The sequence below is a fragment of the Pseudomonas sp. m6p genome (genome assembly GCF_055760375.1).
The window spans coordinates 5,012,894-5,033,503 of the sequence record NZ_CM147084.1 but is presented as its reverse complement, the minus strand read 5'-3'; the positions used below and the strand labels follow the sequence as shown (position 1 = coordinate 5,033,503).

Sequence of the window (20,610 nt, the reverse complement as noted above, 5' to 3'; positions counted from 1 at the left end):
AGCCGGTGGTCTTGGCTGGCTGCTGCACAAGCCCAAGGTGCCGGCGGCGGCATTGGCCAGCGACAAGCTCGGCCTGAGTCGTCCGGATGCACTGCTGGAAACCCGCTCCCTGAGCCAGTTGCCCAAGGACCTGCTGGCGGTGCCGTTCCTCAAGGCCACGCTCACCGAAGATTTCGTCTTCTATTACGAAACCCACGCCGACCGCCTGGGGTTGATCGGCAGCCTGCGCCGGATCATTTACGAACACGACCTGAAGCTGCAGGACAGCCTGATCGAGCAGCTTTTCGATCAACCGGCCGACGTCGCGCTGTGGCGTGGCGCCGATGGCCGGCTCAAGGATTTTCTGTTGGTGATGGATCGCGGCGGCTTGGCGAAGCTGCTCGAGCCGCTGGCGAAAGTGGCGCTGGACGATTCGCAGCTCAGCGTCTTCGGCAGCCTCAAGGTCGGCAGCGACGAAGTGCCGCTTTACCAGCTCAGCTACAACGCCAGTAAATCGCTGCTGTTCGCTTCGCGCGGCGACAAACTGGTGGTGCTGTCCAACCCGAACAAATATTACGACCCGGCCAACGGCGAGTCCGAGGAGTCGGGACATGTCTCGCCGCAAGCGCTGGCAGCCTTGCTCAATGGCGACAAACTGTTCCCCGAAGCCTTCGGTCTGCCGGCCAAGGCGCCGGAGATCAAACAGCGTCTGTCGGTCAATTCCAGCGTCCTTGCCATGGGCTATCAGCGCTTCATCCCGAACTTTGCCGGGCTGCGTTTCGACATGGACGACAAAGGCTGGCACAGCTATCTCGCCATGGATGAGCTGGATAACCAGCCGGACTTCGATTTCAAACCGGTGTGGCAAGCCATGCCGCTGGGCGCCAGTGCCTGCGTGACCTTGCCGGTGGCGGCTGAACCGCAGAAACCGCTGCTGGTGAAACTCGGCGCCGACGAGGCGGTGGCGCAGAAACTCACCGAGCATGTGGCCGGTGCGGCGGGCCTGTGCTGGTACGCCGATTCACGGTTGTACACGCCGTTGCTGGTCGCGAGCCTGAAGGACGAGGACAGCAGCAAGCTCGATGGCGACCTGGGCACGTTGTTCGGTTCGATGGTCGGCGCCTACGAGACGAATGTCGATGAACACGCATTCCCGGTGGTCGAGAAACAGGAAGGTCAGAGTCATGTCTGGCAGCGTCAGGTCAGTTCCAATTTCGGCCCGTACGCCGCCAAGACTGCCGAGAACCCGGACGCGATCAGCGGCCGCGCTTTCATGAAAGTCAGCCTCGCGCGTCACGGTTCGACGCTGCTGTTCTCCCTCGACGACAAACTGGTCGACAAGGCCCTCGGCACCCTCGACAAGCGCTTCCCGCCAATGGCCGACGTGCTGCCGAAAGATGTGCTGATGCCGATCTACTTCGGTCCGGATTCGATGGCGCAACTGATGCAGCAGGAAACCCTCGACAGCCTGCCGCAGGACATGGAACCGGTGTTCTACAACGCCGCGCAAACCTACCTGATCCCTAAACTGCGCACCCTCGGCGGCTACGGCAAATACGCGTTGACCTTGCCTGAAGGCAGTGAGCCGGATGGCCACTGGCAATGGTTGCCGCTGGAATGGAAAGCGCTGTGACGGCATTGATCCGCAGCCTCGGCCTGCTCGCGCTACTGCTCAGCGCGGGCGCCCGAGCCGTCGAAACGCCGGCGCTGGATCCGGCGCAGTCCCAGGTGTTCCGCGCCTGGTTCGTGCGCATCGCTCAGGAGCAACTGAGCCAGGGCCCGAGCCCGCGCTGGTATCAGCAGGACTGCGCAGGCCTCGTGCGTTTTGCCGCCAACGAAGCGCTGAAGGTCCACGACGACAAATGGCTGCGCAGCAATGGCCTGTCCAATCGCTACCTGCCGCCGGAACTGTCGCTCAGCGACGAGCAGCGCAAGCTCGCCCAGCAATGGCAGCAGGGCGGCGGCAAGGTCGGGCCGTACGTCAACGCGATCAAACTGATTCAGTTCAACAGCCATCTGGTCAGCCGCGACGTGTCCCAGGCACGCCCCGGCGACCTGATGTTTTTCGATCAGGGCGACGACCAGCACCTGATGATCTGGATGGGCCGCTACATCGCCTATCACACCGGCACGACCACCCCCACTGACAACGGCATGCGTTCGGCAAGCCTGCAGCAACTCATGACATGGAAGGACACCCGATGGATACCCGACGCAGCCAACCCCAACTTCATCGGCGTCTATCGACTGAACTTTCTCTCCCAATGACCGGTGCCCGCATGCTGCGACTCTGCGCTCGAATTCCCCTGCTGCTGGCGCTGTTGCTGCCATTGGCGACCGTCAACGCTGAAGATTCGGTGGAGCCGAGTGGCTACACGCCGGTCGCCGGTGAAAGCTTCTTCCTGCTGGCCGACAGCAGTTTCGCCGCCGACGAGCAGGCGATGGTGCGTCTCGAAGCACCCGGTCGCGACTACCGCCGTTTCCGCATGGAGCCGTATGGCGGCGCCGACATTCGCGTGTACCGCATCGAGAAACCGCTGGATTTCCTCAAGCGCCAGAAGAACCTGCACCGCGTGGTCAGCGACGGTCAGTTCAAGGGCGAAGGCCTGTCCAACACCCTCGCGTACCTGTGGGACAACTGGTACCGCAAGTCGCGGCGGGTGATGCAGCGTGCGTTCTCCTATGAGTCGCGCAAGCAGGTCACCGAAGAAGTGCCGGAATTGAAGATGGGCAACGCCATCGCCGCGCCGACCCCGTACGACGCGCAGCCGCAATTCGCGCTGATTCCGGGTCTGCCGGTGGTCAGCCAGTTCCGTTATCCGCTGTGGCAGGCCAAACCGATCCAGCCGCCGGCCGGTGTCAATCTGGCCGGGTCTTCCAGCGAGTTCGTCAGCGTTGCGCCGGGTAACGTGTACATCCCGCTAGGCAACCTGAAACCGGGCCTGTACCTGGTCGAGGCGCTGATCGGCAAGTACCGCGCGACCACCATGGTCTTCGTTTCCAACACCGTGGCGGTGAGCAAGATTGCCGGCGATGAATTGCTGGTCTGGGCCGCGCGCAAACACGAAGGCAGTTCGGTGCCGAAGGTCAATGTGCTGTGGACTGACGGCCTCGGCGTGATGAGCAGCGGTGCCACCGATGCCGATGGTTTGCTGCGCCTGAAACACGTCAGCCCCGAGCGCTCGTTCGTCATTGGCGAGGATGAAGAGGGCGGGGTGTTCGTCTCGGAAAACTTCTACTACGACAGCGAAATCTACGACACCAAACTCTACGCGTTCACCGACCGGCCGCTGTATCGCCCGGGGGATTGGGTGTCGCTGAAAATCGTCGGTCGCGAGTTCAAGAATGCGCGGGATTCGGTATTGCCGGGTGCGGCTGACGTCAACGTCAGTGTGCTTGATGCCACTGGCACCGAGCTGCAACACCTCGACCTGAAACTCGATTCCAAGGCCGGTACACAAGGCCGGTTCCAGTTGCCGGACAACGCCGTGGCCGGTGGTTACGAGATCCGCTTCAACTACAAGGATCAGGCCTACAGCAGCGCTTTCCGAGTGGCCGAATACATCAAGCCGCACTTCGAAATCTCGCTGAACCTGGCCAAGCAGGATTACCGCACTGGTGAGCCAGTGAAGGGCAGTCTGGTGTTGCTCTACCCGGACGGCAAACCGGTGGCCAACGCCAAACTGAGCCTGAGCCTGCGTGCCCAACAACTGTCGATGGTCGACAACGAGCTGCAATACCTCGGGCAATTCCCGGTGGAACTGACCAGCACCGAACTGACCACCGACAGCAAGGGCAACGCGACCCTCGACCTGCCGGCCGCCGACAAACCGAGCCGCTACATGCTCACCGTGTTTGCCAGTGATGGCGCGGCGTATCGGGTCAAAACCACCAAGGAAATCCTCATCGACCGTGGCGCCGCGAGCTTCCGCCTGAGCGCGCCGCAACGCTTCAGCGCGGTCAACGACAAAGTTGCGTTCCGCTACGTCAACGATGGCGGCAGCGAGCAGAGCAAAGCGGTCACCCCGAGCAGCTACAACTGGGTGCGCCTGGAAGACCAGAGCACCGGTGAAGGCAAACTGGCGGCCACCGACAAGGGCTTCAGCATTGCCTTCGAACGTCCGGGTACTTACAACCTGACGCTGAAAGATCAGCACGGTCGTGTCCTCGGCGCCACCGGCCATTCGGTTACGGGGGAGGGCGTCAAAGCGGTGCCGGGCACTGTGGAAATCGTCCTCGACAAGCCTGAGTACAAGGCTGGCGATGAAGCACTGGCGCTGATCACCTTCCCGGAGCCGGTCAGCGACGCCCTGCTGTCGCTGGAACGCGACAAAGTCGAAGCCACCGCGCTGCTGGCCAAGGGCGGCGACTGGCTGAAGCTGGAAAAACTCAGCGACACCCAATACCGCGCGCGGATTCCGGTGAAAGACAATTTCGCGCCGAACCTGACCTTCTCGGTGCTGTACACCAAGGGCGGGCAGTACAGCTTCCAGAACGCCGGGATCAAGGTGGTCGCACCGCAAATCGACGTGGCGATCAGCACCGACAAAGCGCTGTATCAGCCGGGCGACACCGTCACCGTCGATCTGACCACGCAGTTCGCCGGCAAAGCGGTACCGGCGCACCTGACCGTCAGCGTGGTCGATGAAATGGTCTACGCGCTGCAACCGGAAGTCGCGCCGACCATCGACCAGTTCTTCTATCACCCACGGCGCAACAACGTGCGCACCAGCGCCAGCCTGTCGTTCATCAGTTACGACGTCGCGCTGCCGGGCAGCCCCGGCGCACCGGGCAAGGCCAACCGCAGTGAGCGCGGGGTGAAAGTGCTGGAGCGTCCGCGTCGTGAAGACGTCGACACCGCCGCATGGCAGCCAGAGTTGTTGACCGGTGCCGACGGCAAAGCCCGTTTCACCTTCAAGATGCCGGACTCGTTGACCCGCTGGCGCATCACCGCGCGGGCCATTGCCGATGACGGCCAGGTCGGGCAGAAGAAGCAGTTTGTCCGTTCGGAAAAACCGCTGTACCTGAAGTGGAGCGGGCCGAGCAAATTCCGCAAAGGCGATCAGCCGCAACTCGGTGTGTTCGCCTTCAGCCAGGCCGAAAAACCGGTCAAGGCTGAGCTGGTCACCCATTACGCTGGCGCCGAACAACGCCTGCCGGTAACCCTGAACAACGGCATCAACTACGTGCCGCTGCCAGCGTTCGCACTGGCCTCGGGTGAGTGGACCGCCGAGTTGGTGCAGGACGGCAAAACCGCTGACGCCCTCGCCGTGCGCCTGAGCGCGACCGGTGACGGCTGGCAGGTCACGCAAACCCAGAGCCTCGACGTGGCCAGCGGCGACACACCGTTGAGTTTGCCAGCAGATGCCACCGATATTCGCCTGCGTCTGGATGACAGTCCGCAAGCGCTGTTCCGTTCCGCGCTCGACGATCTGCTGAGCTACCCGTACGGCGGCGTCGAGCAGACCGCCAGCCGCTTGCTGCCGCTGAGCATCGCTTATCCGTCGCTGGCGTCGAGCCCGCAGATCCGCGATCGCCTGCGCCTGATCATGCAGAACAGCCGTCTGCGTCTGGTGCAGATGGCCGGACCGTCGGCGAGCTTTACCTGGTGGGGCTTTGACGGCGAGCCGGACGCGTTCCTCACCGCGTATGCCTACTACGCCGACTGGAACGCCAGTCAGGTGCTGGAACTGACCTTGCCGCCGGAGCATTGGCAGCGGGTGCTGGAGGTCTACGCCAAGCAAGCGCCGAACACGCCATTGCTGCAGCGGGCGCTGATCCTGTCGTTCGCCAAGCAGATGCACCTGCCGGTGAACACCTTGCTCAGCGGTTTGATGGACGATCTGGCCAAGGCCGGTGAGGGCAACGCCGAAACTCTGATGGACGACGGTGAAGAGAGCCTGGTGATGAGCGATCCGGATTCGGCGCTAGGGCTGGCGGCGGCGCGGGTATTGACTGCGGCGCTGGCGACCCAGTCGAAAGTCGCGTTGCCGGAGGCGTTCAATCGACAGGTCGGTGCGGCGCAACAGCGTCTGGCGGTCAGTTCGCAGCCGTTTGCCGAAGCGCTGAATTTGTCGCTGCAAGCGTTCGATCAGGCCCGCGCGACGGCGTTGCTGCAACGTCTGTTGCCGCAGCAATCGACCCTCGAACGCGCCCTGGCGCTGAGCTGGTTGCAACGCAGCATCGCGCAGGCCTCGCCGACCATCGCGCTGCTGCCGGGTGAAGGCTGGAAGAAAAACTACGGCACCACCGGCGAGATGTACTGGACCTGGCAGGGTGCGACGCCGGTGCCGAGCGTGTTGTCGGTGTCCGGCACTCAGGAGCGTCCGCTGCGCGCGGCGTTGAGCTTCCAGACTGCGCAACCGCCGGTCGATCCAATGGCCGTGACCATCACCCGGCGTCTGTCGCGACTGGTGCCGGGCGACGAAGCGTTCACCTTCAAACTGGAGCCGGTCGGCGCTAAACCGCTGTCCAGCGACAGCCTGTACCTGGACGAAGTGATCCTCACCAGCAAGGCGCCGAAACCGCTGCGCTACGGCATGCTTGAAGTGCCGCTGCCACCGGGTGCCGATGTCGAGCGCACTACCTGGGGCATCAAGTTGCAGGGCAAGGACGGTACCGAACCGACCGCGCTGGAGAAAGCACGTTTCGAACCGGGGCAACTGGCCTACGCGGTGCCGGTGGATGCGCTGAGCGGCGAATTGCGTTTGCGCCATCTGGTGCGGTTCTCGCAGAAGGGCCAGTTCAACCTGCCGCCGGTGCGTTTCACTCAGGTCTACGCGCCGCAGCATCAGGCCCAGGAAGCGAAAGCCGCCCTCGGTCAGGTCACGGTCAACTGACATGAACCGGCCGCTGCTGTGGCTGCTGATGTGTGTGATGCCTGCGCTGGCGACGGCGCAGGATGAGCCGCTGCGTCTGGCGTACAAGGGTGAGTTGCTGGCGTTGAATCAGACGCAACTGATCGCTCGCGAGCCGTTGCCGCCGACGCTGGATACGCCGCTGGGCAGCCTGTGGAAATTGTTCGTCTACGCGTGGCTGGTGGATACCGGTGCGCGCGAGCCGGCGTATGAATGTCGCGGGCAGTCGAAGGACGAGGTTTATTGCTGTTCGGCGGGCGGCAGGATCGAGCGTGATCAGGCGTTGGTGAAATCCTGCGGCTTGTACTTCGAGCCTGCGCGGTTGGGCATCGCAGCTGCCGATTGGCGCACGTATTGGCAGGCGCGGCAGGCGCCGGCGTGGTTGCTGGATTTGCCAGGCGTGCAACCGGCTACCCGGGTTTCCGTGGCTGATTTGCTGAAAGTGTTGTCGTTGCTGCCGGCACAGGAGCAGATGCGCCGCGTGCTGCTCGACGTCGTGCTGAACGCGGCGGACGGCAATGTCGTCGGTGAGCTGGGCGGGCGCCTGCGGGTGAAAACCTGGAGCTGGCTCGGCGATCAGGATCCGCAATCGCGCCAGGGTGGTTTCGCCGGTTGGACGGCGGACGGCTCGCCGATCTGGGCCGGTGGGCGTGGCACCAGTCAGATGGTTTTGCGCCATTACGGGCAGGCGTTGGCGACGCTGTTGCCTGCTTCCTGGCCGGCGGAAGCAGGGCGTTGTGTTGAGGTCGGACTGTTCTCGCGTTATCCGCTTTCGCGAGTCCTGTCGGGTGAGCGCGTCGCTGGCTCTGGGCCTTTGCAGGGCGACTACCGTGTCGAATTCGCCAACGGCAATGCGCTGGATATCCACAGTGCCGGCGAACTGTTTCTGCTCAACGACAAACTGGTCGCCAGACTTGATAGCGAAGAATACGTCGCCCGCGTCCTTGAGCGTGAAGCCAAACCGGAACCCGCCGAAGCCGCCAAAGCGCTGGCCGTGGCGATCCGCACCTATCTGTTGCAAAACGCCACGCGCAACGGCGATTGCCTGAGCATCGACGACAGCAGCAACCGTCAGCGCGTCGCTCCGCGTCCGGCCTCCGCCGAGTCGCGCAACATCGCCGCATGGACAGCGGATCTGGTGCTGGCCGGCAGCACCGTCACCTATCACTCCGACCAGCCCGGCCCGGACAGACTGGCCTGGCAACAGGCCGTCGAGCAGGCCAATGCCGGTCAGCGCTACGACGCGATTCTGCTGCACGCCTATCCGCGCGCCAGCCTCAGCCGTTGGGACAACCCGGTGGCCTCCTGCGAAGCGTTGCCCGCCGCGCAAGACTGGCTGCAAAAGCAGCGTCGCGGCTGGCGTCCCACGCTGGAAAGCGAAACCGGCTACAACGAAGTCAGCACCTTCGCCGTGTGCAAACTGGCGTTCGGCCGCCCGTTTGTCGATCGCGAACGCCAGCGCATTTATGTGCGCGGCGTGCTCACGCTACAGGATCGCCTCGACCTGACTCACGAATACCTGCACCTGGCCTTTGAAGCACATCCCAACGGCCAGGATGAAACCTACATCGAAGGGCTCGCCCGTCACCTCTTGCTGGAATAGACCATGACACTCCGTTATCCACAGGTCTTGCTGTTGCTCTGCGCGTTCAATGCATGGCCGATGGCAATGGCCGCTGACAGCGTCAAACTCGATACCCCGGTCGGCGGCTGGCGCACCGGCGCGCCCGAGGGCGAAGGCGAGAACTTCCGCCAGACCGTCAACTACCCGGCCTCGTCGGTCAACACCCCTGTCGGCCAGGCCAACACCGCACGCATCAGCGGCGAAATCAAAGCCACCCCCAAGAGCAAGGAGCCTGGGCGACTGATCGTCAACGGCGTCAGCATGCCGCTGAAAATCGACGACAGCGGCCGCTTCGACCGCCCGTTTTCCTTCCCCAACGGCAGCAACAGCGTCGAAGTGCGCAGCCCCGACGGCCAGCAACGCCACCGCACGCAGTTCCTCAACGCCAGCGGCGGCGCCACCCCGGCCAAACTGCGCGTGTTGCTGTCGTGGGACAGCGACGGTACCGACCTCGACCTGCACCTGATCACCCCCGACGGCGCGCACATCTGGTACGGCGACCGCGTCGCACCCAACGGCGCCGCGCTCGACGTCGACGTCACCACCGGCTATGGCCCGGAAATCTTCGCCATGCCGGCGCCGATCAAGGGCCAGTATCTGGTGTATGTGAACTACTTCGGTGGTGGTTATCGCGGGGATGATGAGGGCGGGGAAGAGGCGGTGCAGCCGCTGACCACGGCGCAGGTGACGGTGATTACCGAAGAGGGGACGCCGAGCGAGAAGATGGAGACGTTTGTGGTGCCGATGCGAGCGGTGGGTGAACTGACGCTGGTGAAGTCGTTCAGCTATCCCTGAGCAGCAGCCTGCTCAGGGTTGCACTAGAAACCAGGCGGAATGTAACCAGGCACGAACGGCACGTTGATGCACTTGCCGTGAATGATCTTTCCGTCCTCGATCCTGAACAGCACGATCTTTTTCGCCTTATTGACGGTGGCTTCGAGTTTGCAATCGGAACTGTGGCCGACCGTCTGGTAATACTCTGTGTAAACCATGCCGTTACCGGTGTGATTCATTGAAGTACCGGCCGCTTCCGTGGTGGTCCAACTGGACGATTTATACCAGGTGAGCACCGCGAGGTTCTCGCCATTGGCGCCGGTCTGCTTTTTCATCGAGTCGGGTTTGCCGAACAGGTCCAGCGCTTCCTGTACATCGCGTCCTTCCCAGCGCGACTGCGCAATCAGGTGGCAACCATTGGTCAGTAAAACCGCGGGCGTTATCAGCAGCGCCAATAACGTTTTAGTCCATGGGTTCATCGTGATTCCCGCCGCTTACTTGTTGCCCAGGATCGAGTCGAGGTTGTCCATCATCTGGCCTTTCTCCTGAATCGGCGCCAGTTTGAAGAACATCTGCTGCATACCCTGAATCATCTGCAGGTACTCCATCTTGCCCAGCGCGATCATGTCCTTTTTGGCAGGTGAGCAAACGAACTCGCTGGTGCGCTGCACCCAGAACTCCTTCGGCTGCTGCCATTGGTCATTAACTTTGAGGTTGCGCATCATGTAGGCGATGCGATCAACCGACTGGCCATTGAGCACTCGGACCTTGTTCGTTGAACACTGAACCTCGAGGTTGTAGGCATCGATCATCGGTTTGCCGGGTTCCTCATACACCAGTGTCACGGCGACCAACTTGGCCCCTTTGGTCTGCTTCGACGGCATGACTGACGTGCTGTCGGCGACATACATGATGTTCTTGTGGGGAATACCGTTGCCGTAAATGATCCACCAGTCACCAACAAGCTTCGGCTCGTCCGCCAAGGCTGAAGTGGTAGCGGTCAGGAGTGCGGTCAGCAGAACAACGGATTGATTGAGTTTGAAAAACGACGACATGGTGTTGCTCCATTCCTTGGCGCTTTTGTAATGCACAAAAACAGAATGGAAATTTAGTGGTGAGGTTGGGCGCGGGGCAATTAGGGCGGATGTGCTAATGGCTTATTGCGATGCCCGTTTCAGTCAGGGCCTGGTAAGGGGGCAAGTGCTTCTTGCCCCATTTCATAACGATGTCAGGCCGCTATTTCCGGGCGGAAACTGCTGGATGTCAGACGCGTGATCGCAATTCCTAGTGCCTGATCATCGAATAATTTGTTTTTACGCACCGCAGCTCTGGACCCACCGTCCCAGTTCATCAGTGCTTTACGTACCGCAGGAACGGTTGGAGCAATCCTTTCCCGAATCAGCAACCAATCAACGGTCGCCAGCAACTCCATGCCGAAAGGTGACTCAAAACCGTCGATCAATTCAGCCGTTCGCTCTAACGCTTGGGAGTATTCCTTGGCTTCAGTCTTGAGGTAGGTTTGCAAAAAGGCTTTGCGATCTTGATCAAACCAAATGACATCGGTGATTCCTGCATCACTGATGCGCTTGTCGCAATGTAGATAGCTGCCATCCAGATTGTTGAGCAGATGCTCCAATCGATTGGCATACGGGCCGAATTTATGAGCGACAAATTTGAGGTTTAGCGGATTCTCCGCACCTGGAATTTTCTCGATTGCACGTTCAAGAAACCAAGCCAGTTTCTGAATTTCGAGCAGGCTGCACTCCATGCCCAGAACCCAATAACGCCGGACCAGTTCAGCAATCAGTGCGCGCGCCGGAGTGAGTTGCTCAACGCCATCGCGCTTAGCGACATTCAGATACTGATTGGAGGGTTCGAACACTAATACATCGACATCCAGGTCACCCAGCACTTCTACAATCTGCTCGCGCACTTCAGGCCACTTCAAACCACCGTTACCCGCGCCCAGCGGAGGAACAGCAACGGACTTCACATCGTTTTCAAGCAGAAACCGTCGCAGATCATGCAAGCCTTCGGTTATCCACGCCATTTGCGACGGATACCGCCAGTGGCGCTTGGTGGGGAAATTCACAATCCAGCGCGGCCCATCGAGTTCGTTGGTGGCCGTCACATGCATCTTGCCGGTTTCTACTTCCCCGGCCTTACATGCCGCTGCATACACGCGGTAATTCTGCGCAAAGCGCTCTTTGAACATCAGCGCGATGCCCTTACCCATCACGCCAACGGTATTCACCGTGTTGACGAGGGCTTCGGTTTTGGCTTCCAGCAGGTTGCCTTGGGTGAATCTGATCATTGGAAATACCATGTGGGGCGCGCATGAACCGGCAACGTCAGGCCTCTGGCGGCGACGTCTGCTTCTATGCGTACTTTCATTGCATCGGTGTGGCACATGATGCCCAGTAGTCCCGTAATCGGTAAGTGATGGTGGATCAGCGCCTCAGCCTGATAACGCTCCATTTTGCGAGGGTCGTCAGGATCGCGCTTGAAGTCGCGCCGTTGAAGGATAGACCAATCGATCTGGTCGAGATTCGCCAGATCGCTGTAGTAGTTTGTCCAACTCGGGTAGGCATGTGCGTTTGTGAACACAAATGGTAGGCCGAGCTCTTCAACGCGATAGAGGCTTGAGACCAGAATCACGATCTCATCGTTACTGCGTTGCTGAACACTCCACCCAGAGTGAATGTTCTGCATCATCACCGAGAAAGGTGTGAAATAGAAGGGCACGTAGTCGGCCAGAACGCCTTCGGGCGCAATAGGTACCTGACGGGTACGTCGCTTGTCGATCAATTCGACGTTGCCGATATTCACGTACTGAGGTGCCTGTACCTCCGAGTTTGCACAATGCAGACCGTTGTCCAGAATCCAGGGCAGGTTATCGCGATGGACGATACGCCAAATCAGAGCTTTCTCTGGATTCAGGTTGGTATAGATCATTGATAAAACATTCTCTGGTTCACGCTGGTCTGCACATTAACATCGGCTGCCTGTAATTTAGCTACGCAAAGTGCATCAACTTCTTCGCTGGGGGTGAAGATTTTGAAGAAGGCATCAGGTTTAACAATCCCCGGTGCGAGACACTCTGCCATGCAGATGCTTTTGCAATGAGGGTCCAGGTAATCGCGACTGCTCATGACATCCCACTCGATGGCTTCGAAACCCTGTTCGTAATCAAGTAGCTGTATTGAGTCGCCCGCTAACGGGTGGCGTGGAATGACTTTCCAGCCGTATTGCTTGGCTGTTGATCTGTAGACCGAGATCAACACAAATTGTGCCTCTGGCCTATTGCGCTGAACGCTTCCGTCAAATGGATTCTTCGCAAACCAGTGGAAGGGGACGTAGTTGTCGAGCTGCAGAGCCTGCCGCTTTTTCAGGATTTCAGCATCTGCGACGTCTTTGAAACCCGAGAGGCCGGCGCGAGGTTTCAAGCCATCCCTGAAAATCCCATCCAGGTTTTCAACTGAAGTGAGATGGTAGAGAAGCTTCTGATCCTTGATGCTTTTAACGTCCGACATAGTGGTCTCCTTGACCTGCACATCAACCTAAACTGAATTCAGTCCCGGCCTTGCCCCGTGCTGATGTAACCCTCGATCCGTGGGGGTTGGTAGAACAGTTGTCGTGATTCTAGTGTGCCATCACTTTTCACGGCAAGCCCAATATAGGAATCGAATAGCCGGGCCAAATTGACTCACCACTGAACTCATTCCTCATCAAAGTAATCGCGATCCAGCGTCGGCAACCGTAACAAACGGGATGTCACGCCCACCTCATGATCCATCATCAGGTGCACAAGCCGCGTGCCGTCTACCAACACAATACCGTCCACCGATTTGGCGAAGTCGACAGCGTTCGCCGTAAAGCCAGAGGTAGTGATGAAAACGCCGCGCTTTGCTTTTTGCCCGGCGAGTGCTCCATAGAACGCCTGCAGTTCAGGCCGGCCAACCGTGTTCTGCCAGCGCTTGGCCTGAACGTAAACCTTCTCCAGCCCCAATTTATCGAGCGAGATAATGCCGTCGATGCCGGCGTCACCGGAGCCGCCTACACGTTGCAAATCATTGCGACTGGCGCCGTAACCCAGTCGATGAAGTACATCCAGCACGATCACTTCAAAGCGGTTGGGGCTGACCTGTAGCAAGTTGTCCAAAAGGTCGGCCGCCGTGGCATCGCGCAACTCCTTAAGCGCTCGTTCCAGTCGGTCGTCGGGGCTTTCGGTAGCGGAGGCCAGATCTGGCTCGACATTTGGTTGGTCATCCAGTGGCTCGGCATCAGGCGCGACTTTCAGCTTCACATTCATGTAGCCGATTGCTAAATGCTCCACATCCTTGGCCGACAGCGGAAATGCATGCTCCTTGGCGTACTGCACGCCTGCATCGGTCAATTTCCAGTAGCCGCGTTTGGCACTGCTGGAAAGACCGGCACGCTTGAGACGGTCGTGCGCCCAGCCTGATCGGTTCTTGTAGGTGGCCTGACCACTCGCGATCAGCTCTTCACGCTGAGCTTCTGTTAGTTGCAGCATTTTGGCTGCCGCTTCGTGTGCGTCCCGAGCAATAGCGCCCTCGGGCTTTGTGGCGAGAAAACGCAGGATCGGCTCAATGAACTGATCGTAGGTTGGAACGGACATGGGCGCATCCCTGTGCTGATGGGGTGTTTTTGAACTGACTGGCGGGCGAGTATAAATTAACGCTCGCTGAGGATGCCTTCACGAGTTAGCGCTGGTGCGGTAAAAGCGTAAGTCGCTGTGTCTCGGCTCATTTATATGCCGAAAGGCTGAATAGGACATTTTTTAGCAGGCATTAAAAAGCCGGCTTGTGGCCGGCTTCTCGGGGACTGGCTTGGTTTATTTTTGGTAAACCGCGTCAGCCTTCAAAACGTACACCCGGATCTGCGTCCGGCTGTGGGACTTGGTCAGACGTTGGTCTGCCGCGTCGGGCGTCATCTGGGCCGCGGGAGCGGGTCGATGCGCAAATGTGGGGCGCAGGATACTGAGTTTTGTCGGGGATTCCCAGTCTCAAGTGCGGAATAGAGCCACTGCGGGGGGGCAAAATTCGTATTTTGTACTGATTTTCGGGGCCTCTTCGCGAGCAGGCTCGCTCCCACAGGGGTTGGTGCAGGGTCGAAGGTCCGTATCCGATCAGAGAAACGGCACCACCGGCCGGCGTTTGCCCAAAGTCGACCACCAGAATACCCAGCCCAGGATATGGATTCGCTGCTCATCGATTTGCGCGGCGCGAAAGATTTCGTCCGGGTGTTCGGCGCTGTTGTGGCTGCGCAAGCGCAGGGCGTTGCCGGGCATGCGGTGCAGGTATTTGATGCGCAGCATGCCGTCGTGTTCGATGGCGTAGATTTCGCCGTCGACCACTTGGGTCAGGCCGCGGTCGATGCCGACGATGGAGCCATCTTCGATGCGCTCGGCCATGCTGTTGCCGATCATGTGTGCGCAGATGGCGTCGGTGTGGCGGATTTCCAGTTGGTCGAGGTGGGCGCGGGGCAGGCGGATGGTTTGTTCGGGGTCGAGGATGACGTGAGTTTTGCCAGCACCGTTGGTGATCGGCGTTTCCTTGAAAAACGGCAGTTCGATGTCCCTGGGGTCGATGACGGTGTAGACGCCGCGGATGGCCTCGGCATCAAAGGTGTCGCCGTTGCTGGCAGGCGTTTGCAGGCGCGGTGACTCTTTGCTGCCTTCACCGGTCTTCAGCCACTCGCTGTTGACCGAAAGCAGGCGTGAGACTTCCTCCATGCGATACGCCGGGACGCCCCGGGTGTACCAGTTATGAATGTTTTGGGCTTCCGTGCCCCAGAACTTTGCGAATCCCGTGGTGGTGATGTTCGCTGCTTCCAGGAGTGCCTTGAATCTTGGACCGCTAGTGTTCTTTCTCATAAACACCGAGTCTACGGCCGTGCCAGAGCGGTTTGAATAAACCGGGTGTTCAAAAAAAGGCTGTATTTTGCGACTGGATGTAAGACGTGCTTGTGGGAAAACACTCACTTCGAAACTTTTCTGTAGTCCGCAATAAACATGCTGTTTAAATCGCCTTTTCTCAGGCACAAAAAACCCCGGATCAACCGGGGTTTTCTTCAGGCGTCCAGCAGACGGTGCTTAGCCCTTGTAGGCAGCAACCGACTTGGTGATCGCATCGCGAGCGGCGTCAGCGCCAGCCCAGCCTTCGATCTTGACCCACTTGCCTTTTTCGAGATCTTTGTAGTTCGCGAAGAAGTGCTCGATCTGCTGGATCAGCAGCGGTGGCAGGTCGGTGTATTCCTTCACGTCGACGTACAGCTGGGACAGCTTGTCGTGTGGCACTGCGATGACTTTGGCATCGCCGCCGCCGTCGTCGGTCATGTTCAGGATGCCGACTGGACGCGCGCGGATCACCGAGCCTGGAGCAACCGGGTAAGGGGTCACAACCAGTACGTCGAGGGGATCACCGTCGTCAGCCAGGGTGTTCGGGATGTAACCGTAGTTGGCCGGGTAGAACATTGGGGTGGCCATGAAACGGTCAACGAACAGGCAATCGCTGTCTTTGTCGATTTCGTATTTGATCGGCGCGTGGTTGGCCGGGATCTCGATCGCGACGTAGATGTCGTTCGGCAGGTCTTTGCCAGCCGGAATCTTGCTGTAGCTCATTGGGCGTTGCCCCCGTAGTTGACCAAAAACACTTGGCCGGATTGACCAAAAAGTGGCGGCGATTATAGGCATATTCCTACGCCGACGCCACGTACCAGAAGTCGTGCAGCGCTTACGCGTGCGCCTGATAGACCGGGTCTGTGGCCTGAAGTTGCCGCAGCCTGCCCAACGGATCCTGCCGGTAGAAAAGCTGCAGTTGCAAGTAGACCTGTGGATAAGCCGCGTGCAGCAGATCCGGGGCGCTGAAAAAGTATTCGCTGGTGACCGCGAAGAACTCCGCCGGGTTTTCGGCGGCGTACGGGTCGATGGCGGTTTCGGCGTCGGGGTTGCGGTCGAGCTGGCGGTTGAGGTCATCGTAGGCGTGTTGCATGACCTCGGCCCAGTCGCTGACGCGCATGTCGGCGTGCAGCGGTGGCAGACCGTTGGCGTCGCCATTGAGCATGTCGAGTTTGTGCGCCAGTTCGTGGATCACCAGGTTGTAGCCTTCCCAGCCACCACTGGCCATCACCCCCGGCCAGGCGAGGATGATCGGGCCCTGTTGCCAGGCTTCGCCGCTGTGTTCACCGTCCCACTCGTGCTCGACACCGCTGGCATCGCGATGCCGTTGCGGGCTGAGAAAGTCATCGGGATAAAGGACGATTTCGTGGAAACCCTGATACCAGTTCAAGTCGCCGAGATTGAGCAGCGGCAACTGGGCCTGGGCGGCGAGCAGCAGGCGTTGTTCCTGATGCAGTTCGACGCCGGGCAGAGCGGTCAGGTGTTTTTCTTCGAGGAACAGCACGCAGGCTTCACGCAGCCACTGGTCTTCGGCGGCGCTGATGCCGTCGAGAAAACTCAGGTGATGGCGCACCCGTTGCCACAGGTCGTCGGCAATCGGGTGCCTGGCCAGAATGCGCCGGCGACGCCAGGCGCTCAGTGACCACATCGGATCAGTGGGTTTCGACTTTGGCGCCGCCGAAACGGCTGCGCACCACACCGATGATCATCGGTACCAGCGACAGCAGGATGATGGCGACCACCAGCAGCGACAGGTTCTTTTTGATGAACGGTACGTTGCCGAAGAAATAACCCAGGGTCACCAGACCGCCGACCCACAGCACGGTGCCGAACACGCTGAACGCGAAGAAACGCGGATAAGGCATTTTCCCGACGCCGGCGACGAACGGTGCAAACGAGCGGATGATCGGCAGGAAGCGCGCCAGGGTAACGGTTTTGCCGCCGTGCCTGTCGTAGAAATCGTGGGTTTTTTGCAGGTAATCGCGACGGAAGATTTTCGAATTCGGGTTGCTGAAGAGTTTTTCGCCCGCCGTTCGTCCGATCACATAGTTGGTGCTGTCGCCGAGGATCGCCGCGAGCATCAACAGACCGCCCAACAGGACCGGATCCATGCCACCGCCCGCCGCCACCGCACCGGCGATGAACAACAGCGAATCACCCGGCAGGAACGGCATCACCACCAGACCGGTTTCACAGAAGATGACAGCGAACAGAATCGCGTAGATCCACGGCCCGTAGTTGGTGACCAGCAAATCGAGGTACACATCGAGATGCAGGATAAGGTCAAGCGGGTTGAAATCCATGGGGGCACCTGTGGTGACGGCCCGACTCGGCAGGCCTGTGCGGATGATTCGGGTGTAAGCCTACAGCGGGGTGTAGTTTTTCTTACAAGCCGGAAAGCTCGGGATTATACGGTCTGAGAGGTGAAAAGCGCGTTGGTTTTGTAGCGAGGGATGTCGGGGTGTGATGAATTGTCAGGAATGACGGGAGGGGCTAAAAAGATCGCAGCCTTCGGCAGCTCCTACCTTTGGAATGCGTTATCCCTGTAGGAGCTGCCGAAGGCTGCGATCTTTTGATTTCAGAGCTCGTCGCTGATCGGCAACACGTAGTTCTTGAACTCGGTGTCTTCCTTGAAGCCAATGGATTCGTAGGTCTTCTGCGCCACCTCATTGTCCGCACTGGTGGACACGCGCATGCGCACGGCCTGGGTTTCCTTGGCCATTTTCTTCGCGGTGCGGATCAGGTTGTCGGCCACCAGTTGGCGGCGGGCGTCTTCGGCGACGTAGATATCGTTGAGAATCCACACGCGCTTGAGCGACAGCGAGGAAAAGCTCGGATACAGCTGGCAGAAACCCATCAACTTCTTGTCGTCATCATCGGCCAGGGCCAGATAAATCACCGATTCCTTGCGTCGCAGGCGTTTTTCGAGAAACGCGCGGGAGGAATCCGGGTAAGGCAGGGAACCGTAGAACTCGCGATATTTGACGAACAACGGGGTCAGCAAATCCAGGTGTTCGAGGGTCGCTTGAATAATCCGCATGATAGGTCTCGTCTTCAAGTGGCTGTCTTCAACTGCTCTGACGGCGATGGGAAACCCTGCGGCCGTGCTTCGATCCTGCCTTAAAGCAGCGCAGAAACGCAATGCGGAAACGGTTCAGGTTGCGGGTGGATCAAGCAGGAAGTTTCCCTTCATGTCCGCACCGGTGTCCGACTCCAGCGTCTGCACTTGCGCCTCGTCCTTCAGATTGACCCCCGACAGCTGCCGCCGACAGGCTTCGCGCATCAGATACAACAAGCGATGCGCCGCCATGCCATAGCTCAAGCCCTCAAGCCGCACGTTGGAGATGCAATTGCGATAAGCATCGGTCAGCCCGACTTTTGGATTGTAGGTGAAATACACACCGAGGCTGTCGGGCGAGCTGAGGCCCGGACGCTCGCCGATCAGCATCACGACCATTTTTGCGCCCAGCAACTGACCGATCTCGTCACCGATGGCCACTCGACCCTGTTCCACTAGCACCACGGGGGCAAGTGACCAGCCGTCGGTACTCATCAGCTCCTCCAGACGGGTCAGAAACGGCAAGGTATGGCGATGCACCGCCAGCGCCGACAAACCGTCCGCCACCACAATCGCCACGTCGACCCCGCCGGGATTGGCCTGCGCGTGCTCACGCAGGGCCTGAGCCGAGGTGTCGCTGAGCTTGCGCCCCAGATCCGGACGTTGCAGGTAGCTGTTGCGATCGGTCGCCGCGCTGTGCAGCAACAAACTGTCGCGCCCGCGTTCGCGCAGTTGCGCGCTGAGCCCGGCATGATCGAACGGCAGATGCACCGCATCTCGCGCCTGAGCGTGGGCGAACTGGAAATCCAGCTGGGCACGGGTTGGCAGGCTGGTACCGGTGCGGCCCAGAGCGATGCGCGCCGGGGTCAGGCGACGCAGCTCCAGCCACGGGTTTTGCGGGTCCACAGGCGGTTTTTCCATCATACTCATCCCAGTTGCGCCAGCGCCTGGCGGAAGGCCGGCGGCAGGTTGTTGCCAAAGCGAACCTTGCCGTCCGCCTGGGTGAAAATACCCATGTTCGCCAGCCATTGCTCGAACTCCGGCGCCGGTTTCAGGCCCAAAGTCTGACGGGCGTAGAGCGCGTCGTGGAACGAGGTGGTCTGGTAGTTGAGCATGATGTCGTCGGAACCGGGAATGCCCATGATGAAGTTGATCCCGGCGACACCGAGCAACGTCAGCAAGGTGTCCATATCATCCTGATCGGCTTCGGCGTGGTTGGTGTAGCAGATGTCGCAACCCATCGGCACGCCGAGCAACTTGCCGCAGAAATGATCTTCGAGGCCGGCGCGGATGATCTGCTTGCCGTTGTACAGATATTCCGGGCCGATAAAGCCGACCACGGTGTTCACCAGAAACGGCTTGAAGTGCCGCGCGACGGCGTAGGCCCGGGTTTCGCAGGTCTGCTGGTCGACACCGTGGTGGGCGTTGGCCGATAGTGCGCTGCCCTGACCGGTCTCGAAATACATCAGGTTCTGTCCGAGGGTGCCGCGTTTGAGGCTCAGCCCGGCGTCATAGCCTTCCTGCAATACATTGAGGTTGATGCCGAAACTGGCGTTGGCCGCTTCGGTGCCGGCGATCGACTGGAACACCAGATCCAGCGGCACACCACGATTGATCGCTTCGATCGAGGTGGTGACGTGGGTCAGCACACAGGCCTGAGTCGGGATGTCGTAGCGCTGGATGATCGCGTCGAGCATCTCCAGCATCGCGCAGATCGAGGCGATGCTGTCGGTGGCCGGGTTGATGCCGATCATCGCGTCGCCGTTGCCATAAAGCAGGCCGTCGAGAATGCTCGCGGCGATGCCAGACGGCTCGTCGGTCGGATGGTTCGGTTGCAGGCGGGTCGACAGGCGCCCGCGCAGGCCGAGGGTGCCGCGAAATTTTGTGACCACGCGGATCTTCTGCGCCACCAGCACCAGATCCTGCACGCGCATGATTTTCGACACGGCGGCGACCATTTCCGGGGTCAGGCCGGGGGCGAGCTTGCGCAGGCTGGTTTCGTCCGCCGCATCGCTGAGCAGCCAGTCACGGAAACCACCGACGGTGAGGTGGCTGACCACGGCGAATGCTTGTTTGTCGTGGGTGTCGATGATCAGTCGGGTGACTTCATCGGCTTCGTAGGGAATCAACGCTTCCTGCAGAAAATGCGTGAGCGGGATGTCGGCCAGCGCCATCTGCGCGGCCACGCGTTCACCGTCGTTGAGCGCGGCAACGCCAGCCAGGAAGTCTCCCGAGCGCGCCGGGCTGGCTTTGGCCATGACGTCCTTGAGGCTGTCGAAGCGATAGGTCTGGGCGCCGACGGAATGGGCAAATGCGGCCATGCTGTCCTCCTGTAATTGATACACCCCCTGTAGGAGCTGCCGGAGGCTGCGATCTTTTGACTTTGATTTTCTAAAAA

The 20,610-nt window shown here is 60.0% G+C and carries 18 protein-coding genes and 1 tRNA gene; 5 read left to right on the top strand and 14 right to left on the bottom strand.

The window, feature by feature from the left end:
• Positions 1-398 precede the first annotated feature (398 nt).
• Positions 399-487: transfer RNA gene (locus ACYZUM_RS22955), tRNA-OTHER, on the bottom strand.
• Between ACYZUM_RS22955 and ACYZUM_RS22950 the strand changes: the two genes are divergently transcribed.
• From ACYZUM_RS22950 to ACYZUM_RS22930, 5 genes are read left to right on the top strand one after another with little or no spacing between them, the layout of a single operon-like run.
• Complete coding sequence (locus ACYZUM_RS22950; RefSeq protein ID WP_262948141.1) at positions 458-1,612, top strand: DUF2138 family protein; 1,155 nt, start codon at positions 458-460, stop codon at positions 1,610-1,612. The two genes, ACYZUM_RS22955 and ACYZUM_RS22950, sit on opposite strands and share 30 nt — an antisense overlap.
• The gene (locus tag ACYZUM_RS22945) at positions 1,597-2,247 is read left to right on the top strand and encodes a DUF1175 domain-containing protein (RefSeq protein WP_108183927.1); all 651 of its coding nucleotides are present in this window, start codon (positions 1,597-1,599) and stop codon (positions 2,245-2,247) included. Before ACYZUM_RS22950 ends, ACYZUM_RS22945 begins: the two co-directional genes overlap by 16 nt.
• Positions 2,244-6,818: an alpha-2-macroglobulin family protein gene (locus ACYZUM_RS22940; protein ID WP_108183926.1), complete on the top strand. Its 4,575-nt coding sequence runs from the start codon at positions 2,244-2,246 to the stop codon at positions 6,816-6,818. The genes ACYZUM_RS22945 and ACYZUM_RS22940 overlap by 4 nt, the downstream gene beginning before the upstream one ends.
• A 1-nt stretch (position 6,819) precedes the next feature.
• Entirely contained in the window at positions 6,820-8,439 is a 1,620-nt protein-coding gene (locus tag ACYZUM_RS22935) for a DUF2300 domain-containing protein (RefSeq protein WP_108183925.1), read from the top strand.
• 3 nt (positions 8,440-8,442) lie between these two features.
• Positions 8,443-9,255 (top strand): YfaP family protein, encoded by an 813-nt coding sequence (locus ACYZUM_RS22930; protein ID WP_108183924.1) that lies wholly within the window; start codon positions 8,443-8,445, stop codon positions 9,253-9,255.
• A gap of 23 nt (positions 9,256-9,278) precedes the next feature.
• Here ACYZUM_RS22930 and ACYZUM_RS22925 read toward each other — a convergent pair whose 3' ends face one another.
• The 13 genes from ACYZUM_RS22925 to ACYZUM_RS22865 all read right to left on the bottom strand — a co-directional run bounded on the left by ACYZUM_RS22925 (position 9,279) and on the right by ACYZUM_RS22865 (position 20,533).
• Entirely contained in the window at positions 9,279-9,713 is a 435-nt protein-coding gene (locus ACYZUM_RS22925) for a hypothetical protein (protein WP_108183923.1), read from the bottom strand.
• A 15-nt stretch (positions 9,714-9,728) separates the two neighbouring features.
• On the bottom strand, positions 9,729-10,289 hold the full coding sequence (locus ACYZUM_RS22920) for a hypothetical protein (RefSeq protein ID WP_108183922.1): 561 nt from the start codon (positions 10,287-10,289) through the stop codon (positions 9,729-9,731).
• 173 nt (positions 10,290-10,462) lie between these two features.
• Positions 10,463-11,548 (bottom strand): type II toxin-antitoxin system antitoxin DNA ADP-ribosyl glycohydrolase DarG, encoded by a 1,086-nt coding sequence (gene darG, locus ACYZUM_RS22915; RefSeq protein WP_108183921.1) that lies wholly within the window; start codon positions 11,546-11,548, stop codon positions 10,463-10,465.
• On the bottom strand, positions 11,545-12,189 hold the full coding sequence (darT, locus tag ACYZUM_RS22910) for a type II toxin-antitoxin system toxin DNA ADP-ribosyl transferase DarT (RefSeq protein ID WP_108183920.1): 645 nt from the start codon (positions 12,187-12,189) through the stop codon (positions 11,545-11,547). Before darT ends, darG begins: the two co-directional genes overlap by 4 nt.
• The gene (locus ACYZUM_RS22905) at positions 12,186-12,767 is read right to left on the bottom strand and encodes a DarT ssDNA thymidine ADP-ribosyltransferase family protein (RefSeq protein WP_098965796.1); all 582 of its coding nucleotides are present in this window, start codon (positions 12,765-12,767) and stop codon (positions 12,186-12,188) included. The genes darT and ACYZUM_RS22905 overlap by 4 nt, the downstream gene beginning before the upstream one ends.
• A 185-nt stretch (positions 12,768-12,952) precedes the next feature.
• Positions 12,953-13,873: a restriction endonuclease gene (locus ACYZUM_RS22900; protein WP_108183919.1), complete on the bottom strand. Its 921-nt coding sequence runs from the start codon at positions 13,871-13,873 to the stop codon at positions 12,953-12,955.
• A gap of 510 nt (positions 13,874-14,383) precedes the next feature.
• Positions 14,384-15,130, bottom strand: coding sequence for a S24 family peptidase (locus ACYZUM_RS22895; protein ID WP_108183918.1), 747 nt, complete (start codon positions 15,128-15,130; stop codon positions 14,384-14,386).
• A 219-nt stretch (positions 15,131-15,349) separates the two neighbouring features.
• On the bottom strand, positions 15,350-15,877 hold the full coding sequence (gene ppa / locus ACYZUM_RS22890; RefSeq protein ID WP_008052339.1) for an inorganic diphosphatase: 528 nt from the start codon (positions 15,875-15,877) through the stop codon (positions 15,350-15,352).
• Between the two features lie 112 nt (positions 15,878-15,989).
• Positions 15,990-16,802: a M90 family metallopeptidase gene (locus ACYZUM_RS22885; protein ID WP_108183917.1), complete on the bottom strand. Its 813-nt coding sequence runs from the start codon at positions 16,800-16,802 to the stop codon at positions 15,990-15,992.
• A 4-nt stretch (positions 16,803-16,806) separates the two neighbouring features.
• The gene (locus ACYZUM_RS22880) at positions 16,807-17,457 is read right to left on the bottom strand and encodes a DedA family protein (protein ID WP_473061187.1); all 651 of its coding nucleotides are present in this window, start codon (positions 17,455-17,457) and stop codon (positions 16,807-16,809) included.
• A 275-nt stretch (positions 17,458-17,732) separates the two neighbouring features.
• Positions 17,733-18,194, bottom strand: a complete 462-nt coding sequence (locus ACYZUM_RS22875) for a GNAT family N-acetyltransferase (protein ID WP_007958617.1) — start codon at positions 18,192-18,194, stop codon at positions 17,733-17,735.
• A gap of 114 nt (positions 18,195-18,308) precedes the next feature.
• Complete coding sequence (eutC, locus tag ACYZUM_RS22870) at positions 18,309-19,133, bottom strand: ethanolamine ammonia-lyase subunit EutC (RefSeq protein ID WP_142579878.1); 825 nt, start codon at positions 19,131-19,133, stop codon at positions 18,309-18,311.
• A gap of 5 nt (positions 19,134-19,138) precedes the next feature.
• Complete coding sequence (locus ACYZUM_RS22865) at positions 19,139-20,533, bottom strand: ethanolamine ammonia-lyase subunit EutB (RefSeq protein WP_095668214.1); 1,395 nt, start codon at positions 20,531-20,533, stop codon at positions 19,139-19,141.
• Positions 20,534-20,610: the final 77 nt, after the last annotated feature.

What these genes read in the sequence shown, in the direction of transcription:
- eutC (WP_142579878.1), bottom strand. Translation starts at nt 19,133, where the DNA reads ATGGAAAAACCGCCTGTGGACCCGCAAAACCCGTGGCTGGAGCTGCGT.
- ppa (WP_008052339.1), bottom strand. Translation starts at nt 15,877, where the DNA reads ATGAGCTACAGCAAGATTCCGGCTGGCAAAGACCTGCCGAACGACATC.
- darT (WP_108183920.1), bottom strand. Translation starts at nt 12,189, where the DNA reads ATGATCTATACCAACCTGAATCCAGAGAAAGCTCTGATTTGGCGTATC.
- ACYZUM_RS22900 (WP_108183919.1), bottom strand. Translation starts at nt 13,873, where the DNA reads ATGTCCGTTCCAACCTACGATCAGTTCATTGAGCCGATCCTGCGTTTT.
- ACYZUM_RS22875 (WP_007958617.1), bottom strand. Translation starts at nt 18,194, where the DNA reads ATGCGGATTATTCAAGCGACCCTCGAACACCTGGATTTGCTGACCCCG.
- ACYZUM_RS22920 (WP_108183922.1), bottom strand. Translation starts at nt 10,289, where the DNA reads ATGTCGTCGTTTTTCAAACTCAATCAATCCGTTGTTCTGCTGACCGCA.
- ACYZUM_RS22935 (WP_108183925.1), top strand. Translation starts at nt 6,820, where the DNA reads ATGAACCGGCCGCTGCTGTGGCTGCTGATGTGTGTGATGCCTGCGCTG.
- ACYZUM_RS22940 (WP_108183926.1), top strand. Translation starts at nt 2,244, where the DNA reads ATGACCGGTGCCCGCATGCTGCGACTCTGCGCTCGAATTCCCCTGCTG.
- ACYZUM_RS22930 (WP_108183924.1), top strand. Translation starts at nt 8,443, where the DNA reads ATGACACTCCGTTATCCACAGGTCTTGCTGTTGCTCTGCGCGTTCAAT.
- darG (WP_108183921.1), bottom strand. Translation starts at nt 11,548, where the DNA reads ATGATCAGATTCACCCAAGGCAACCTGCTGGAAGCCAAAACCGAAGCC.
- ACYZUM_RS22885 (WP_108183917.1), bottom strand. Translation starts at nt 16,802, where the DNA reads ATGTGGTCACTGAGCGCCTGGCGTCGCCGGCGCATTCTGGCCAGGCAC.
- ACYZUM_RS22895 (WP_108183918.1), bottom strand. Translation starts at nt 15,130, where the DNA reads ATGAGAAAGAACACTAGCGGTCCAAGATTCAAGGCACTCCTGGAAGCA.
- ACYZUM_RS22905 (WP_098965796.1), bottom strand. Translation starts at nt 12,767, where the DNA reads ATGTCGGACGTTAAAAGCATCAAGGATCAGAAGCTTCTCTACCATCTC.
- ACYZUM_RS22865 (WP_095668214.1), bottom strand. Translation starts at nt 20,533, where the DNA reads ATGGCCGCATTTGCCCATTCCGTCGGCGCCCAGACCTATCGCTTCGAC.
- ACYZUM_RS22945 (WP_108183927.1), top strand. Translation starts at nt 1,597, where the DNA reads ATGGAAAGCGCTGTGACGGCATTGATCCGCAGCCTCGGCCTGCTCGCG.
- ACYZUM_RS22925 (WP_108183923.1), bottom strand. Translation starts at nt 9,713, where the DNA reads ATGAACCCATGGACTAAAACGTTATTGGCGCTGCTGATAACGCCCGCG.
- ACYZUM_RS22880 (WP_473061187.1), bottom strand. Translation starts at nt 17,457, where the DNA reads ATGGATTTCAACCCGCTTGACCTTATCCTGCATCTCGATGTGTACCTC.